The sequence below is a fragment of the Candidatus Omnitrophota bacterium genome (genome assembly GCA_016209275.1).
Taxonomy (GTDB): Bacteria; Omnitrophota; Gorgyraeia; order Aquiviventales; family Aquiviventaceae; genus JACQWM01.
Genome location: JACQWM010000018.1, coordinates 1 through 15,106 on the forward strand (window position 1 = coordinate 1; position 15,106 = coordinate 15,106).

General features: G+C 62.1%; 9 protein-coding genes. 5 read left to right on the forward strand and 4 right to left on the reverse strand.

Going from position 1 to position 15,106, the window contains the following annotated elements; all coding sequences use genetic code 11:
* Positions 1–21: 21 nt before the first annotated feature.
* The 4 genes from HY737_02925 to HY737_02940 form a co-directional block, all read right to left on the reverse strand.
* The gene (locus tag HY737_02925; protein ID MBI4597338.1) at positions 22–6,771 is read right to left on the reverse strand and encodes a VCBS repeat-containing protein; all 6,750 of its coding nucleotides are present in this window, start codon (positions 6,769–6,771) and stop codon (positions 22–24) included.
* Between the two features lie 130 nt (positions 6,772–6,901).
* Positions 6,902–7,714 (reverse strand): hypothetical protein, encoded by an 813-nt coding sequence (locus HY737_02930; protein ID MBI4597339.1) that lies wholly within the window; start codon positions 7,712–7,714, stop codon positions 6,902–6,904.
* On the reverse strand, positions 7,711–7,995 hold the full coding sequence (locus HY737_02935; GenBank protein MBI4597340.1) for a septation protein SpoVG family protein: 285 nt from the start codon (positions 7,993–7,995) through the stop codon (positions 7,711–7,713). Before HY737_02935 ends, HY737_02930 begins: the two co-directional genes overlap by 4 nt.
* The gene (locus HY737_02940) at positions 7,995–10,574 is read right to left on the reverse strand and encodes a fibronectin type III domain-containing protein (GenBank protein MBI4597341.1); all 2,580 of its coding nucleotides are present in this window, start codon (positions 10,572–10,574) and stop codon (positions 7,995–7,997) included. Before HY737_02940 ends, HY737_02935 begins: the two co-directional genes overlap by 1 nt.
* Before the next feature lie 169 nt (positions 10,575–10,743).
* Between HY737_02940 and HY737_02945 the strand changes: the two genes are divergently transcribed.
* From HY737_02945 to HY737_02965, 5 genes are all read left to right on the forward strand, one after another.
* Positions 10,744–11,376 (forward strand): cupin domain-containing protein, encoded by a 633-nt coding sequence (locus HY737_02945; protein MBI4597342.1) that lies wholly within the window; start codon positions 10,744–10,746, stop codon positions 11,374–11,376.
* Positions 11,377–11,394: 18 nt separating this feature from the next.
* Positions 11,395–11,760 (forward strand): response regulator, encoded by a 366-nt coding sequence (locus HY737_02950; protein ID MBI4597343.1) that lies wholly within the window; start codon positions 11,395–11,397, stop codon positions 11,758–11,760.
* Complete coding sequence (locus HY737_02955) at positions 11,757–13,883, forward strand: GAF domain-containing protein (protein ID MBI4597344.1); 2,127 nt, start codon at positions 11,757–11,759, stop codon at positions 13,881–13,883. Before HY737_02950 ends, HY737_02955 begins: the two co-directional genes overlap by 4 nt.
* Before the next feature lie 236 nt (positions 13,884–14,119).
* Positions 14,120–14,629 carry a rhodanese-like domain-containing protein gene (locus HY737_02960; protein ID MBI4597345.1) on the forward strand — a complete coding sequence of 170 codons (510 nt, stop codon included), beginning with the start codon at positions 14,120–14,122 and terminating at the stop codon, positions 14,627–14,629.
* A gap of 144 nt (positions 14,630–14,773) precedes the next feature.
* Positions 14,774–15,106 (forward strand): hypothetical protein (locus HY737_02965; protein ID MBI4597346.1); only part of this gene is annotated, 333 nt, incomplete at its 3' end.

A 15,106-nucleotide genomic window follows, 5' to 3' on the forward strand; every position in this document is an offset into this window, starting at 1 on the left:
AGCTGAATCCGCTGCAGCTCATCATTGTTGTGTAACGTCGGCATTGAGGACAGGCCCCTGAATTAATACTTCATTTTCATTATAAGCGTCTGGAGACCAGACGGTACGATTCCATGGTACTTGTTTTTCAAGAACTACGCCCCCTTTTCCAGCAAAACTCTCTGCGACGTTTCTATTGGCGGACCAGGAGGTAAAGGGACTGTTGGTATAGCCTTCATTGTGTGCGATTGCATCCATAGGGCCCCCTCGAGGAAGCACTATACCTCGTTGAGCATTTCTAAATCCTGGATGATCCTTGCTGACTCCTCTATATATTGTATCAGTGCCAGAGCCTTGCTCGCTTGGCATTCCCACGCGGATGCGGCCTTTGAGGGCTCCTGTCCCGCTGCCGCTACCCGCGACTGCACCTCCGCGTCCTAACGCGGCTTGCGTTTGCGCATACGCATTGCCAAAGGCATTGGTCACGGGCTGGAACGCGCGGGAGAGGCCACGGCCTATGGCTTGGCCAATCGCCGTCCGTCCGACAGTGGCACCGATACCTTTCACGACCCCAAAGGTCGCCACGGCGCCAACGGCCCCCGAGAAAGCGCCTTGCAAGAAGGAGCCTCCAGCCAACCCATTGCCCACCCCACCTCCAACAGCTCCAGAAGCACCAATGAGTGCCAGTTGCCCCAAAAGCGTTCCTGCAATCGCCGGCCCGACCACAATTGCTCCAGCCGCAAAGGTGGCTCCAGCAGCGGCTCCTGCAAGGGCGGCATGCCCAGCCGCTGTCCACGTGGTAATCTGCCCCGTGGCGACACCGAAACCAACATTAAATGCGGCAAAGGTGGCTGCGGCGATCAAAATAGCCTTGGCTGCAGCAATGAGGAATGGGATCCACAGGAAGTTACCAGAAGGGTCGGTATACCGCAGTGGGTTATTTCGGACATAGGAATAGCGATTCAAGGATTGAGGATCAAAAGGATTCTGGATGAAGGCGTCGGGTGAAATAAACCGCCCCAGCTCAGGATCGTAGTAGCGGGCGTGGTAGTAGTAGAGGCCGGTGGAGGCATCAAACCGTTGACCAGTAAACTTCTGCGGGACGTTAGCGGTGCCTTCGTGGCGATGCGAGGAACCATAGGGCGTGTATTCCTCTAACTGCACGAGGGCACCCGCGCTATCAGTGATGACGTTGGAGGAGCCGAGGTGGTCGGTGTGATAAAAGCGAAGAGCGCTCAGGGCTCCGGGCTCGGGGCTCCCCGGCCCGCCAGCCGAGGCGGGCTGGGTGATGGCGGCAAGGCGCTGGGAGCCGGCGAAGACGTACTTGGTGGTCTTGCCGGTGGGATCTTTTTCGAAGAGTTCACCGAGGAAGGTGGTGGGGCCGGCGGCGGTGATGGACTTCACGCGGCCGCCGTCGCCGTCATAGAGGAAGCGCGTCGTCGGATCCCGCGGCAGCGAAGGGGCAAACGTGCCGGCGGTGCGCAGATGGACCCAGTAGGCGGTGTTCGCTTCGGCGGTCGTGGCGGGCTTGAGCGTTTGAGCGGTGGCATCGAACGCGAGGAGGTGATCCGTATCGAGACCGCCGAAGACGCGGCTCAAGGCTGAAGGCTCAAGGCTCAAGGTGGGCAGGAGATGCCAGCCGGCCTCCAACGATTGGGCAAACGGTTTCGACGGGAGTTTGCCGGAGAAGGTGATGATGACCGGAGCCGAAGCGGTGCAGTAGAGCTGATAGGCGGTGCCGTAGTCCAGGGTGGAGAAATCATCAAACTCGGGATCACCGAAGAAATACTCAAGATGGGTCGAAGGTGGAAGGTCGAAGGTGGAAGCCATCCGCACCACCTGGTCGAAGTCGCGGGAGAAAGTGGGCAGGAGTTTGGTGATCGAGCCATCCTCCAGAATCACGGGCAGCGAGAAGAAGTTCCAGCCCGGGTGAAACGTGACGGTTACGTCTTCAGCTTGCGGGGCCTGGACTTCGACCAAGCGGTTCTCGGCGTCGTAGACGTACTGCGAGTCAGTGAGTGAGTGATGCAGTGATTGAGTGATTGAGGAAGAGCTTTTGGTCAGCATGTTCCCATTCGCATCGTAAGTAAGCTGGAGGCTGGAAGCGGGAGGCTGGAAGCTGGACGTGGAGGTCACCGCATGAGGCTTCGACCGATCCGCCAGGCCGTATGTCATCGCGACCCCTTCTTTGTTGATCATATTGCCGAGGGGGTCATACGCATACTGCAAATCCCCGTACGCCCCCTGGGCGCGGGTGAGGCGATTCAGGTCATCGTACTCGAAGGTCTGCGTGCCGGTGTGGACCCGGTCGGTGATTGATTTGACGTTGCCCACCGCATCGAAGTCGTAGGAGAAATCTTGCAGAGTGGCCGAGTGGCCAGGTGACCAGGTGGCCAAGTGATTGAGGCGGAGTGTTTGCGGGTCGTAGGAGTAGTCGGAGACGACGCCGTTGCCGTAGGCGATCTTCAACATCTGACCGGCGGCGTTGTACTGCACATCGGTGACCAAGTGGCTAAGTGGCCGGGTGGCCGACGTCACATCCACCGTCTCGATGCCGCCTTGATTGTTATACGTGTAGGAGGCGACGTCGGTGTCGGGATAGGTCAAGGTCACCAAGCGGCCGGGCAGGTCGTAGGTGCGATGGACCGTGTGTGTCGTGCTATCGATCGTTTTTGATTCTTTGATCAGCCGGCCGAGCGTGTCGTACTCGAAGCTGGAGCTGCCGCTGCCATCGCTGATCTCGGTGAGTTTACCCTTGGCGAATGACTTGGCGGGGTTGTCGTAGGTGTAGCTGACAGAGGTCGAAGGTGGAAGGTGGAGGGTCGAAGGAATCGTATACGACTTCTGCTGAAGGCGATTGAGCTCGTCGTATGAAAAATTTGTCACGACGCCGCGCGCATCGGTCTGCTTCGTCAGATTGTCGACCGGGTCATATTCATAGCTCCAGTGGCCCATGTCCGGGTCATCCATCGAGCGCTTGCGGCCAAGCGAATCATAGGTGATGCGCGTGATGTTGCCCTTGGTGTCAGTGACTTGTGTCAGATTATTGAGCGTGTCGTACTCGTAGGTGGTGGTATACGTTTCAGTTTCATTCAACTCTTCTGCTTTGATGAGCCGGCCGTAGGCATCGTTGGTGTGGCGCGTTTGATGCTCGTTGGCATCGGTGCCGGTGACGGACCAGTCGTCATACTGCGTGTGCGTCGTGCTGCCGTCGGCGTTCGTGGTGGTGAGCAAGCGGCCAGGGGGATCATACGTGTAACTGACTGTGGCCAAGTGGCCGGGTGGCCCAGTGGCCACGTACGTCATGGAGAACTCATCGAGGTAGGGAACCCATTGCTGGGCGACTTGGCCGCGCGCGTTGAACTCTACCGCGCCGGTCACGATCTGTTTGGTGGAGTCTTCGGCCGGGGTGCGGGTTTGGATCGTTCGCCCAAGCCCATCCATGAAGGTCGAGACATCAATGGTCGGCGTTTGGCCGCTGTTGATGCGCGTGCGCGTGACGGTTGTGATCGGCACGCTGGAGAGGATGTACTCGTAGCTGATGGTGGGCAGGCTGCTCGTGTCCGTCGGCCCAATAACTTTGGTGACGCGGCCCAAGACATCGTACTCGGTGGTGGACGTCACCCCGTTGGCATCGGTGGAGCTGATGACCGCACCGGTACGCGGATCATAGACAAGCGCGCGCGTGTGATTGAGCGCGTTCTTGATCTCGATGAGATACGTGCCGCTGGCATCATACGTGTTGGTCGTGACGCGGCCCAGGGCGTCTTTCACCGTTTTGACGTTGCCGTAGGCGTCATAGGTCAGCGTGGTGGCGAACCACTGTTCTGGGCTCTGGGCTCCGGGCTCGGATAACCACTCCTCTTCTTTGGCAAGATTGGGACCGTCATACGTGAAGCGGCGCTGGGCGACGACCTGGCCGCCCGCATCCAGCGTTTGCGTCAGGCTCGGTTTGTTGAGGATCCACGCCGATTCGTTGTAGACGTAGGCGGTGGTGCCGGCACGCTCATCGCCGGCCGCGTCCACCTCGCCATCCGCGTCGGTTCGGGTGATGTTGCCGTAGGCATCGTAGGCGAAGCGGCTCCGCGTGCGCTTGAACGTCGCGTCGCCGTCATAGAGCACACTCTCCGTCTGCTCGAGCTTGACGAAGTGCACGCCGGGGAACGGTTCGGTGGTGGTCCACGTTTGCTCAGACCGCGTCCAGAGATTGCCGCTGGCATCGCGTGTTTCGCTGACCGACGGCCGCCCTTTGCGATAGAAATCTTGCAGGAATGTGGTGGATGAGACATTGCCATCCACATCGCGGACGGATGCCGAGGCAAACCCTCGGAACTCCTTAGTAGGTCCATCGTAGAAGCCGCCGGCGTAGCTGTAGGTGGTGGCGTAGCGATGATTCATGCCATCGCTGATGGTCGATGATGCGACGACCGGCAGGATAAACGGCAGCAGCGTGTTGTTAAGCTGGCTCGAGGGCTGATACGCCAGCGAGGTCGCCCCGCCCAGGCCGTTGTCCATCCCGATGAGCAGATCCGCAAAGCCGCTGCCGCGGGATTGAGCCATCTCCGAGCGGCCGGTGAGGCTATTGAGCACGGCGAGATCCATCGCCCCGTCGCCGTTTAAGTCCCCCACCTGCAGGCTGTCATCCGGCGAGCGCAGGCTAAAGGCAAAGGGCAGCACCTTCAGCGGATCGTATGACGTTCCGCGCAACGGCAAGAAGACGACCTGCCCGGAGCCGCGGTCATAGTAGGCCACGTCGGTGATCCCATCGCCGTTGAAGTCCGCGGTCGTATGCGGCAGATTCGGTCCGAAGTTTCGCAGCCACGTGGCATTCGAGATAAACCCATTACCGGTGGAGAAGGCCCACAACCAATCGCCGGCGTTGCGGCGCACAATCCCGACATCGGTCAGCCCATCGCCGTTGAAATCCCCGGTCACAGGATCAGCCTCCGAGCTGCCCAGGGTGAGGGCCAACGCCGAGGACCGCACAAACGTGCCGCTGGCGTTGAGCCAGATCTCCCACGTCCCCGCGCTGTATTCGCCGAGATCGACGAGCCCGTCGCCGTTGAAATCGCCAGTCAGCGGCGTGCCGCTGGCGGTCGAGATGGACGGGCGGACATCGGCTTGGAAACTGGAGCTCGTCGAGCGGGCAAAGCGCCACGTGCTGCCATTGACGATGGCGATGTCGGTCAGCCCGTCGCCGTCCCAGTCGCCGAGGACCGGCACGCTGCCGGTATTCCCGAAGCTGGTCAGCCAGGTCTCGGCCGGGGAGGTGCCGAAACTCTGGCCGCGCGAGACCGCCCACGTGCCGGTGATGGCGTCAAAGGTGATGAGATCATTCGTGCCGTTGCCGTCGACATCGCCGGTGAGCTGCGGTTTCAAGAACTGGCTGGGACTCATGACATCGACTTGGGTTGCGAGCCCGCCCGTCAGCCGCAAATTGTCCCAGCCTTGATGCTCGTGATAGGCCGTGATATGCAACTGGCTCCAGCCGGCACTCAGCGAGACGCTGATGGCCTCATTCGTGCCCCCGAGGCGCGTCACCCCGCCGGCATCTTCGCGCCAGACGCAGCCCTCCACATCGTTGCTGCGCGGAAATTGCAGCGCAATCGTCCTGGCACTGCTGGCATAGACCCAGGTGTAGGCGTGGACAAACTGATCCTGGCAGGCGTTGAGCGTGATGGTGCCGTCACTACTGACCGCAGCCCCCGCGCACCCAAGATCTGCGGAGCTGCTCACGACGGTGGGCGAGCCCCACGGCAAACCGGCATAGGGATTGACACAGCCGAAGTTGTCATTGCCGGTATCCAGGCCAGCCTTGCGCAGGTTCCACGCCACGACGCTCGTCGACGCGCCGCTGCTGGACACCGTGTAGGCCGGGGCGTCTTCTTGATACGTGAAGCGGGTCGCCGGCAGGCTGGTGAGGCCGTCATGACCCACCTGAGTGATCGAGTCCAGCAGCGACCGGCCGGTGCGAGCGCTTGCACGGTACCCGAGCGCATACCGACGGGCCAGGACAAGGGATGGTGGATCGTGGATGGTGGATCGTGTTTCGATGGCGGTGAGCCGCTTGGCCGTGGTGACCGCATACCCGCTGCGGTAGCTGATCTCGACATCCGGACGATTCTCCAGGATGAAATCGACTTGGTTCGCCGGGGCCAGGCCGGTCGGTTCATGGCCGGTGTAGCGAATCTGCGACGGGTACAACTGACTTTGATCTTTCACGTACGTGATCGTCAGGCTGTTGCCGTTGACATCGATCACCTGATCCAAGCCCCAGCGGAACGCGCGGCCCAGGCTCTCCACCTGCGAGGCGGCGGTCTGGCCGAAGAAATACCGGGTGCCGGATTTGTCCCGCACTTCCCAGCCGCTGAGGCTCTTATCCTCAACGCGCAGGAAGAGCCCTTCGTCTTTGGCGCGGTACGTGCCATCGGCAATGCGCACCAGCTCCGAGGCCACGCCCTGGAACATGAAGGTGAAGGCATCGGTGCTGTCGTACTTCGGGACTCCGTCTTTGGTGTTGCGCTCGATAAAGCCCAGATCCAGGCCCCAGCCCACCCCGACCCAGCTGTTGCGAGATGAGGAGGAGTAGGAGAGGCCGAGACTCGGTTGCATCCCTTTGCGTCCCGGCGGCACGGCGATGGGAATCGACGTGGTCGCGCGGCCGGTGAACAAATCCGGCTGAAAACTTTGGATGGTGCTCACCGCCGGCGGCGGAGCCGAGCCGGCTGAGGCCGTGGAGGAGCCCGGGGCCGCCTCAGCCCTCCGCGGCGGCAGCGCGAGTTGGCTGACCACGAGCGCTACCGCCGTCAGCCCAGCAGCCCCTCTCCGAGCGATATCAGATATGAAATGGGCATTTGATATCTGATATAGAATGGGCCTTTCATATCTGATATGGAATGGGCTTTTCATATCTGATATCGCCTCATGGGATTTTCACCATGCCGAATTCTGGACTGTGATTGTTGGCGCTCTGGACGCTGATCGAGCTGCCGGAGTTCTGGTAGACCACGAGCTCCACGTAGTCATTCGCGGCAAGATCGTAATGGGTGACCACCGAGATCACCGAGAGTTCACCGGTGGTCGCATCCCCCATGGTCAGCGCGATGACGGGGGACTCATTCAGGCGAATGCCGACCTGCCGGTGTCCGATCGAGTTCGCGCTAAACCGCACATGTCCGTAGATCAGGTATTTCCCTGCGGTCTTCGCCGTCAGCCGGCTGGTGTTGGCCGCGGTGTCATGGATGGCGTCCGTGTCCCACCGTTCAGCGTTAAAGGTGAGGGGGGTATAGGTCCCATGCGGGACGCTGATGGCCGTCGCGTTGAAGACGCGAGCGCTGATGTCCGTGGGAGATGCTAGGCTCTCCGCAACCTGAGCGCGCAACGCCATCGGAACACTGGTAATCTGCTGGCGCGGGGAGAGCTCCGGGTCGGTGCTCACTTGGATCGAGAGCCAGCGGGCACTGTTCCATTCGATGTTCAACGGTGTTGCCTGGCCGAGCAGCACGCTGAACTGGCCGCCGGCGATGGCCACATTCGGCTGCGTTTCTTCCCACAGCGTTGTCCCCGCGGTCTGCGCATCATAGATCCGAAACGTCATCGTGTAGGGCCCTTCCAGCGGAACGCCATTGCTGTCTCTCGCGTCCCCTTGGAAGCGGATGACGTGCGGTATGTCAGCGTACGCTTGACTCGTCAGCAGCAGGCTCATCAGTATTAGGCACCAAACACTCTTGGTCATCGGAGACCTCCGCGTTGGTAATGGCTGTAATAGGCTTCAAGGACGATGCGTTGAAGTTCCTCCTTGAGTTCTTTCGTGAGCGGAATGACACTGTCATGCCAATCTCCTTTTGTGCCTTGCTGCCTCGGCATGCTGACGAATGGTCCATTTCGACCTTCCACAACTCGGATGCCTTTGATGAGCAGGGAGTGATTGACGGCGACATCGCAAAACGCTTTTAAGGAGGTGCGCTGACTGTGCGCGACGAATCGGGTAATAGCCAACTTCATTGGTTCACTCATCACGGATGCTCTACCGTTGGTCGTGCCACGCGCACCTTCACGTCCACAGTGCGCTCGCCGCCGAAGGCGTCGCGAACGGCCGCGGTGATCGTATGCACGCTGGTGGCGCTTAAGGATGGCGTCCAGACGATCGAGGCCGCGCTGCTCCAGTCGCCAAGCGGCGCGCCATCGACGGAGAATCGGTATTCGATGGGGTCCTGCTCCGCATCCGAGGCCGTCACCTGTAATGTGGCCGGCGCATTCGCTGGCACTTTGGCGCGCGCGGCAGGCTGGATGATCTGCAGCGTGGGGATGGTGCCCAGCGTGATGGCATGCGCGGCTTCAGTGACATGGCCGTTGGGGCTGACCGCGGCTAACCGCAGCGTGTTCGCACCGGGCGAGAGCGGGATGTCGACCGAGAAGCCTTGCCCTTGACGGGCGGCTACGATGCCGTTGATCGTCACGGCGGTCAGGCTGTCATCGACGCTGCCGGTCAGTGTGGCCGGTGTGAGGTTCGTTTTCGACGGCGCAGCGAAGCTCACCACCGGCGGCAGGGCATCGACAACGATGCGCGCGGTATTCGACGCGCTCGCATTGCCGGCCGCATCTTTCGTGACGATGACGAAGACGTTATCGCCTTCGATGAACGACACGGTCGCACTCCACGTCGTCGCGTCATTCAGCGAGACGACTTCTTGATCGGAGATCCACACGGACGTTTGCGGTGTTTTTGTGCCGGTGAGCGTGTGTGTGGCGGTTGCCAGGATGGTTGGCGCTGTCGCGACCGTCGGCCGCGCCGGTGGGCGCGTATCCAGGGTGACCGTGATGACTTTCGTGGCAGGATTGCCGGCCAGATCCTTCGCCGTGATCGCAATCTGATTAGGGCCTTCCACGACAGGCACGCCCTCGGCGCGAAACGCCGAGCCGGTGACGACGGCAGCTACGCCATTGACGATCGCGGAGCTTATCACTTCATCAGCGCTCCCTTCCACCGCGATCATCCGGCTGCCGGCTTGCGGCGGCGGGAGGCTGGGCGGAAACCCGGCGCGCACGACGTACAGGCTGTTGCTCATCATTCCGCCCATCGACAAGCCGGGGATGAGGACAACGCTGAGGCTGCCGGGGCTGGCAGCCGTTTGGGCAGTTGCCGCGATGGCTGGGGCGGTTTGCGCCGCCCCGATCACGGATCCATCCGCCGGCATCGTGCTGGTGATCACGGGCGGTGTGGTGTCAAAGACGACGGTGATGCCGTCCGAATAGCGCGTTGACGACAACAGCCCGCCGCCGTTTTTCGCGGCAACCCCGATGAAATATTTCTTGCCGTTGATCAGCGACAGGCTCGCACGGGTGACCTCGGTGGCCGTCCCCGTAGATGTCCAGCTCACGATGACAGCACCAGAGGTGGAATCTTGCCGGATGCAGTACTGGTAGCCGGCGATGCCGGACTCCGGGTCGCTGCTGATCGTCCAGACAGCGTGGAGCCAGGTTGAGGAGGCGGTCGTTGATCCGTCATCCGCGACGGTCACCGCGGAGGGGGGTGTGTTGTCGACGACGATCCCATCGGATGACGCCGACCATCCCCCCCACGCCCCAGCGCCGTTCTTCGCCCGAACTTGGTAGCGGTACTGGATGGTGTTGAGCCTGCCGCTGACGACCGCGTATCGCGAGGTCGCCGTCGTGGTCAGCGTGATCCACGCCCCCACCGGGCCCGCGCGCTCCTGGAGCTCATACGCCGCGATGCCGGAGTCAGGATCGCTTGCCGCAGCCCAGGACACGTAGTAGCTGCCATCTCCGTCGTAGTCGTAATCGACGGTGGCTGTGGAGGAGCCCTCCATCGGCTGGCCGGGTGAACCGGGCGGGGTGGGATCCGGCGTGCGGATGCCATCACTGTAGCGCGGGGTGGAGTAGAGGCCCGCGCCATTTTTCGCCAGCACCCCCACGAAGTAGAGCTTGCCGGGCAGCAGATTTAAAGCCGCGCGCGTGACCTCGGTGGCCAGGCCCACGGACGTGTAGGTGACGATCACCGCCCCGCTGGTCGAATCCTGCCGGATGAGGTACTGGTACCCAACGACCCCGGACTGCGCGTCGGTCGTTGGGGTCCACGTCGCATGCAGGCTGGTGAGCGATACTTGAGCCGCTCCGTCATCGGTGACGGTGGCGATCGTGACGGGCACGGTCTTATCGATCAGGATGCCATCAGAACTCGGCGAGAACGGCCCCCAGAGGCCGGCCTTATTCTGCGCGCGGACTTGGTAGAAGTACGTCGTCGTATCCAGCCGGCCGCTGACGTAGGCGTAGCGGTAGGCGGTGGTGCTCAGCGTCGACCACGCCCCGGCGAGCCCAGCGCGCTCCTGGAGTTCATACGCCGCGATGCCGGATTCCGCATCGGCGGCCGCCGGTGTGCCGTACCAATAGACGTAATACGACCCGCCGCCGATCGCATCGCGGTCGATGGTGGAGCCTTCGGTCGGCTGGGGCGGGGCGGTCGGCGGGGTGGTGTCGGCGGCGAAGGCCGGGAAGGAGGCGGCGAGCAGGGCGGCCAGGACGATGGCGATAAAGACCCACGGGATCCAGCGTCCTTCAGCCACCACGTTGCGCATTTAGAACCTCCAAAATCTCTTTGCAATATCTTCAATACCATATTTGGCGCCGCGGTGTCAAGGGTAGGTTTGAAAATAGTTCAAATTCATATTGACGCATCGAGAAAAACATGGCAGACTTGTCTCAGAGAGCAAACCGGATGACGCCACAATGAGGAGGAAGCGCCGCATGAGCCCCGCCGCACGCACCAAGCCGGTTCGCCGCTCCAAACGCCCCAAGCCGCCTTCCGCCGACACCGCCAAAACGGTGGGGGCGCGGCTTCATGCCATCCGCAAGGCGCAGAAGGTCAGGCTGCTGGAGCTCGCGGAGCGATCCGGGGTGGACGCCGGCACGATCTCCCGCATCGAAACCGGCAAGATGACGGGCACGCTCGAATCGCACATCGCGCTCGCCACCGCGCTCGGGCTGAAGGTCACGGAGCTCTATGCGGGCATCGAGGAGGCGCGCCTGAAAGACGCCGTGACGGTGCAGCCGGCCTCAGCCCGGGCCGAGGTGTACGTGCACCAGGCCGGCAAGACCTCGCTGGCGATGCTCACCGCCGACATCCTCAAGAAGAAGCTGATGCCAGTACTCATCACCATCGAACCCGGCGGGGCCACGCATAAAGAGGAAGCCAAGGTGGGCACGGAGAAATTCCTCTACGTGCTCGAGGGAGTACTCGAGGCGCACGTGGGGCAGGCCACCCATCGCCTCACCCGGGGCAGCACGCTGTACCTGGACGCGTCGATTCCGCATCAACTGCGCAACCCAGGCTCCAAGCCCGTGCGCTGTCTTTCCGTGACCACACCCCCAGCGTTATAACCATCACAGGAGGACGACATGCCGAAACCACGGATTCTCATTGCGGATGACGAAGAAGGAATTAGGGAATCGCTGAGTTTGATCCTGGAACATGACTACGACCTGACATTTGCGGAAAACGGGCAGCAAGCGCTGGAGGCACTCCGCCGCGCCTCGTTTGACGTCGTACTCCTCGACATCAAGATGCCGAAGCTCGACGGTCTTGACGTGCTGCGGACTCTCAGGAAAGCCAAGACCAAGCCCCCCATCCTGGTGCTGACGGCGTATCAGAGCGTTGAGCTGGCGAAGGAGGCGGTGAAGCTGGGCGCGCGCGACTACCTGCCCAAGCCTTTCGACCGCGCCCAGATCCTCGATGCCGTCCGCGGCATCTTGCACGGTGGGTGATGCTCGCGCATTACGTGATCTCGCTTGGCTTAACGGCGGCCACCTTGGGCGTGCTGGCCCTGGTGGTCTACGCCAAAGGGGCCAGCCGGCCGTCCCACCAGCTCTTCGCGCTGTATTATTTGGCCATCGCCTGGTGGAGCGGGTTTGAAGCGCTCGCTATCACGCGCGCCGAGGCGATCAGCGCGCTATTCTGGTGGCGATGGAATCATCTCGGCGTCATCTTCATCCCCGTCTTCTTCGTGCATTTCGTCATCCTGCAGCTTGAGCCGGAGCGGAAAATCCGCCAGCAGCCGCTCCTGGTGCTCTCCTACGCGCTGGGCGCGGTGTTTGCCGGCCTTGATGCGACCCCCTGGCTCATCGAGCGCGTGCGGCAGAGCCCGCCGTTTCAGTTTTTCGTGCTGCCGGGACCGCTGTATGCGGTGTTTTTCCTCTGGTGGTTCACCTTGGCCGGGTACGGGCTGGTGATGCTCTTCCGGGTGTGCGCGAGATCCTCAGGATCAAAGAGAAATCAGCTCAGGTATTTTGCGTGGTCCATGCTGGCGGCGTATGTCGGCGGGGTGCCCAATTTTTTCCCCACCTTTGAGCTCTCCATCCCGTATCTCATGCCGTTTGGCACCTACGCCATCCCGCTGCACGGTGTCGTGGCCACCTACGCGATCGTGCGCCATCACCTCATGGATATCCGCCTGGCGGTCACGCGCACCGGCGCACTGCTGGCGACCTATCTGACCGTCCTCGGGATCCCCTTTGTCATGAGCTGGTGGGGCCGAGGGGTCTTGGAGGCGCGGCTCGGATCGCTGTGGTGGATGGCGCCGCTGGGACTGTGCACCGTGCTAGCCACCGCCGGGCCCTTCGCCTACGCGTACCTGCGGCGGCAGGCGGAAGACGCACTCTTGCGTGAGCAGCGTCGGTATCAGCGAGCGCTGCAAAAGGCGGCGCGCGGCATGACCCAGGTGCGCGAAGTCAAGACGCTGACCAAGCTGATCACGCGCGTCATCAGCCAGACGGTCGGGGTCACGCACGCCTCGCTGTTGTTGCGGGATGGGGCGGAGGGCGGCTATACGCTGCGGGCCAGCCGCGGGCCGCAGCGGCTGTCGCTTGAATCGCGCTATGTGCTCGAGGAGGCGCATCCGCTGATCCAGTGGCTCAAGGCGCAGCGGCGCGTCTACACGATCGACGACCTCGCCCGCTGCCGCGACGTGTCCATCCGCCGGGAGCTCGCCGGCCTCGGAGCCGCCCTGGTGATTCCCGGGCTGATTGAGCATCGGCTCATCGGGGTCTTGGTGCTTGGGCCGAAGCAATCCGGCGAGCCGTATTCGATCGATGATCTGCACGCGTTTGCGATGCTGGCCAACGAAGCCGCGATGGCGGTGGAAAACGCGCTCTCGTATGAAGAGCTCCTGCGAGCCAACCAGCAGCTCAAGGCGGCCACGGAGCGGCTGCTGCTGCAAGAGCGGCTGGCCGCCGCCGGCCAGTTCGCCGCCGGCATGGCGCACGAGATCAAAAATCCGCTCTCGGCGATTAAGACCTTCGCCGAGCTGCTGCCGGAGCGCTACCAGGATCCGGATTTCCGCGGGCGCTTCTTTCGCATCGTCCAGGGGGAGATCAACCGCATCAACACGATCGTCCAAGAGCTGCTCGATTTCGCCAAGCCGGCCCCGCTGGAGTTGGCCCCGACGCATCTGTCGTCGCTGGTGGAGGAGACGCTGCAGCTGCTCTCCAATCAGTGCCTCAAGCAGCAGGTGAAGGTCACACGCCGCTTCGATGAGCGCGGCGTCACGTTCGAGGCCGACGGCAAACAGCTCAAGCAGATGATTTTGAATCTGCTGCTCAACAGCCTGGAAGCCATGGACAACGGTGGGCAGCTCACCGTCAGCACCAGCGTGCGCGAGGCCCGTCTCATCCTGAGGATCACCGACACCGGCAGCGGCATCGCCGCGGATCAACTGGGCGCCGTGTGGGATCCGTTCTTCACCACGAAAGAGCGGGGCATGGGGCTGGGCCTCGCCATCGTCAAAGGGGTGGTGGAGCGCCACGGCGGCCGCCTGCAGCTTTCCAGCGAGCCTGGCCGCGGCACGACGGTGGAGCTGTCCTTTCCCTTATCGGGCACCATGGAACAATAAGACAACTAGGGTCTTGCGTTATCACATGAAATGTTCTTGATCATGAGCGGGTTTTTCCGTACAATACAATGTATTGCATAAGCTCACCAAAAGCTCGCCGACAGCACTGCGCGACACGAACGCCCGATCCCGTTGGGCGATCTGATTTGATGATACTACAAAATTATATTGACGATTTATCTCTCATGTGGTATGGTCATGGCACGCACGGGGCCGTCAACCGACAAGGAACGAGGATGAGCGTGATGCGAGTGCTGGGTGTGGCCGCGATCATGGGCCTGATAGGGATGGGCGCATGTGGGGCGGCGGAGGAGCTGCCGCCGCGGCAGGAGGGAGCCGCGTATGTGACGGTCGCGGAGGTCAAAGCGCAGCTGGAGGCCGCGACACCGGTGACGTTTCTCGATGTGCGCGAGGCGGATGAATTTGCCGCCGGCCATCTCGAGGGGGCGCGCAACATTTCGTATGACCAGGTGGCGTCCATCACCGCGGAACTGCCGAACGATCAGCCCATCATCCTCTATTGCATACACTCCGCGCATCGAGCACCCGAGGCCGCCAAGACGCTCGCCGGCCTTGGCTTCGCCAAGGCGGTCGTGCTCGAAGGCGGCATCGTGGCCTGGCAAGCCGGCGGCCAGACGATTCGGGCCAATGACTTGGCGGCTGTGCCGACCATTCTGCAGAAGACCGACCGCTGCGCCGTGCTGGGCGAGGCGAACGGCGTCAAGACAAAAGTTCCCCAACTCTAAGGACGGTATCCACTGAGACATTCCTGGCGCCTTATTCTGCTTGGGATTGCGCTAAGCGCCGCCGCTCCAGCGCTGGCGGCGGATCTGCTCACCGATGACTTCACCCGCCCGGATAGTGCGACGAATCCCGGACCCTTATGGACGGTGACTAGCGGGACCTGGGGGATCAGCAACAACCAGCTCGCCCAGACTGATCCCATTTCCAGCGGAGTCCCCACGGTGCGCTCGGCCAGCGCGCTGGCGCAAGCCGACTACCAAATCAGCAGCCAGCTCACCCCGCTGACTGGCGGCGGCTATGTGGGATTGGCAGCGCGCTATGTCGATGCCAACAACCACTACTTTCTGCGCCTGCGGGTGGATACGAATAATGTCAGCCTCTACCGCGTCCAAGGCGGCACCTTCTCTCTGCTGGGCAGTGCACCCGCCCCCAGTCCAGCCCTCGCGCTGGGGCAGACGTACCATCTGCGCCTGACGGTG

Coding starts and splice junctions, on each gene's coding strand:
- HY737_02930 (MBI4597339.1), bottom strand. CDS start 7,714: ATGACCAAGAGTGTTTGGTGCCTAATACTGATGAGCCTGCTGCTGACG.
- HY737_02935 (MBI4597340.1), bottom strand. CDS start 7,995: ATGAGTGAACCAATGAAGTTGGCTATTACCCGATTCGTCGCGCACAGT.
- HY737_02940 (MBI4597341.1), bottom strand. CDS start 10,574: ATGCGCAACGTGGTGGCTGAAGGACGCTGGATCCCGTGGGTCTTTATC.
- HY737_02945 (MBI4597342.1), top strand. CDS start 10,744: ATGAGCCCCGCCGCACGCACCAAGCCGGTTCGCCGCTCCAAACGCCCC.
- HY737_02950 (MBI4597343.1), top strand. CDS start 11,395: ATGCCGAAACCACGGATTCTCATTGCGGATGACGAAGAAGGAATTAGG.
- HY737_02960 (MBI4597345.1), top strand. CDS start 14,120: ATGAGCGTGATGCGAGTGCTGGGTGTGGCCGCGATCATGGGCCTGATA.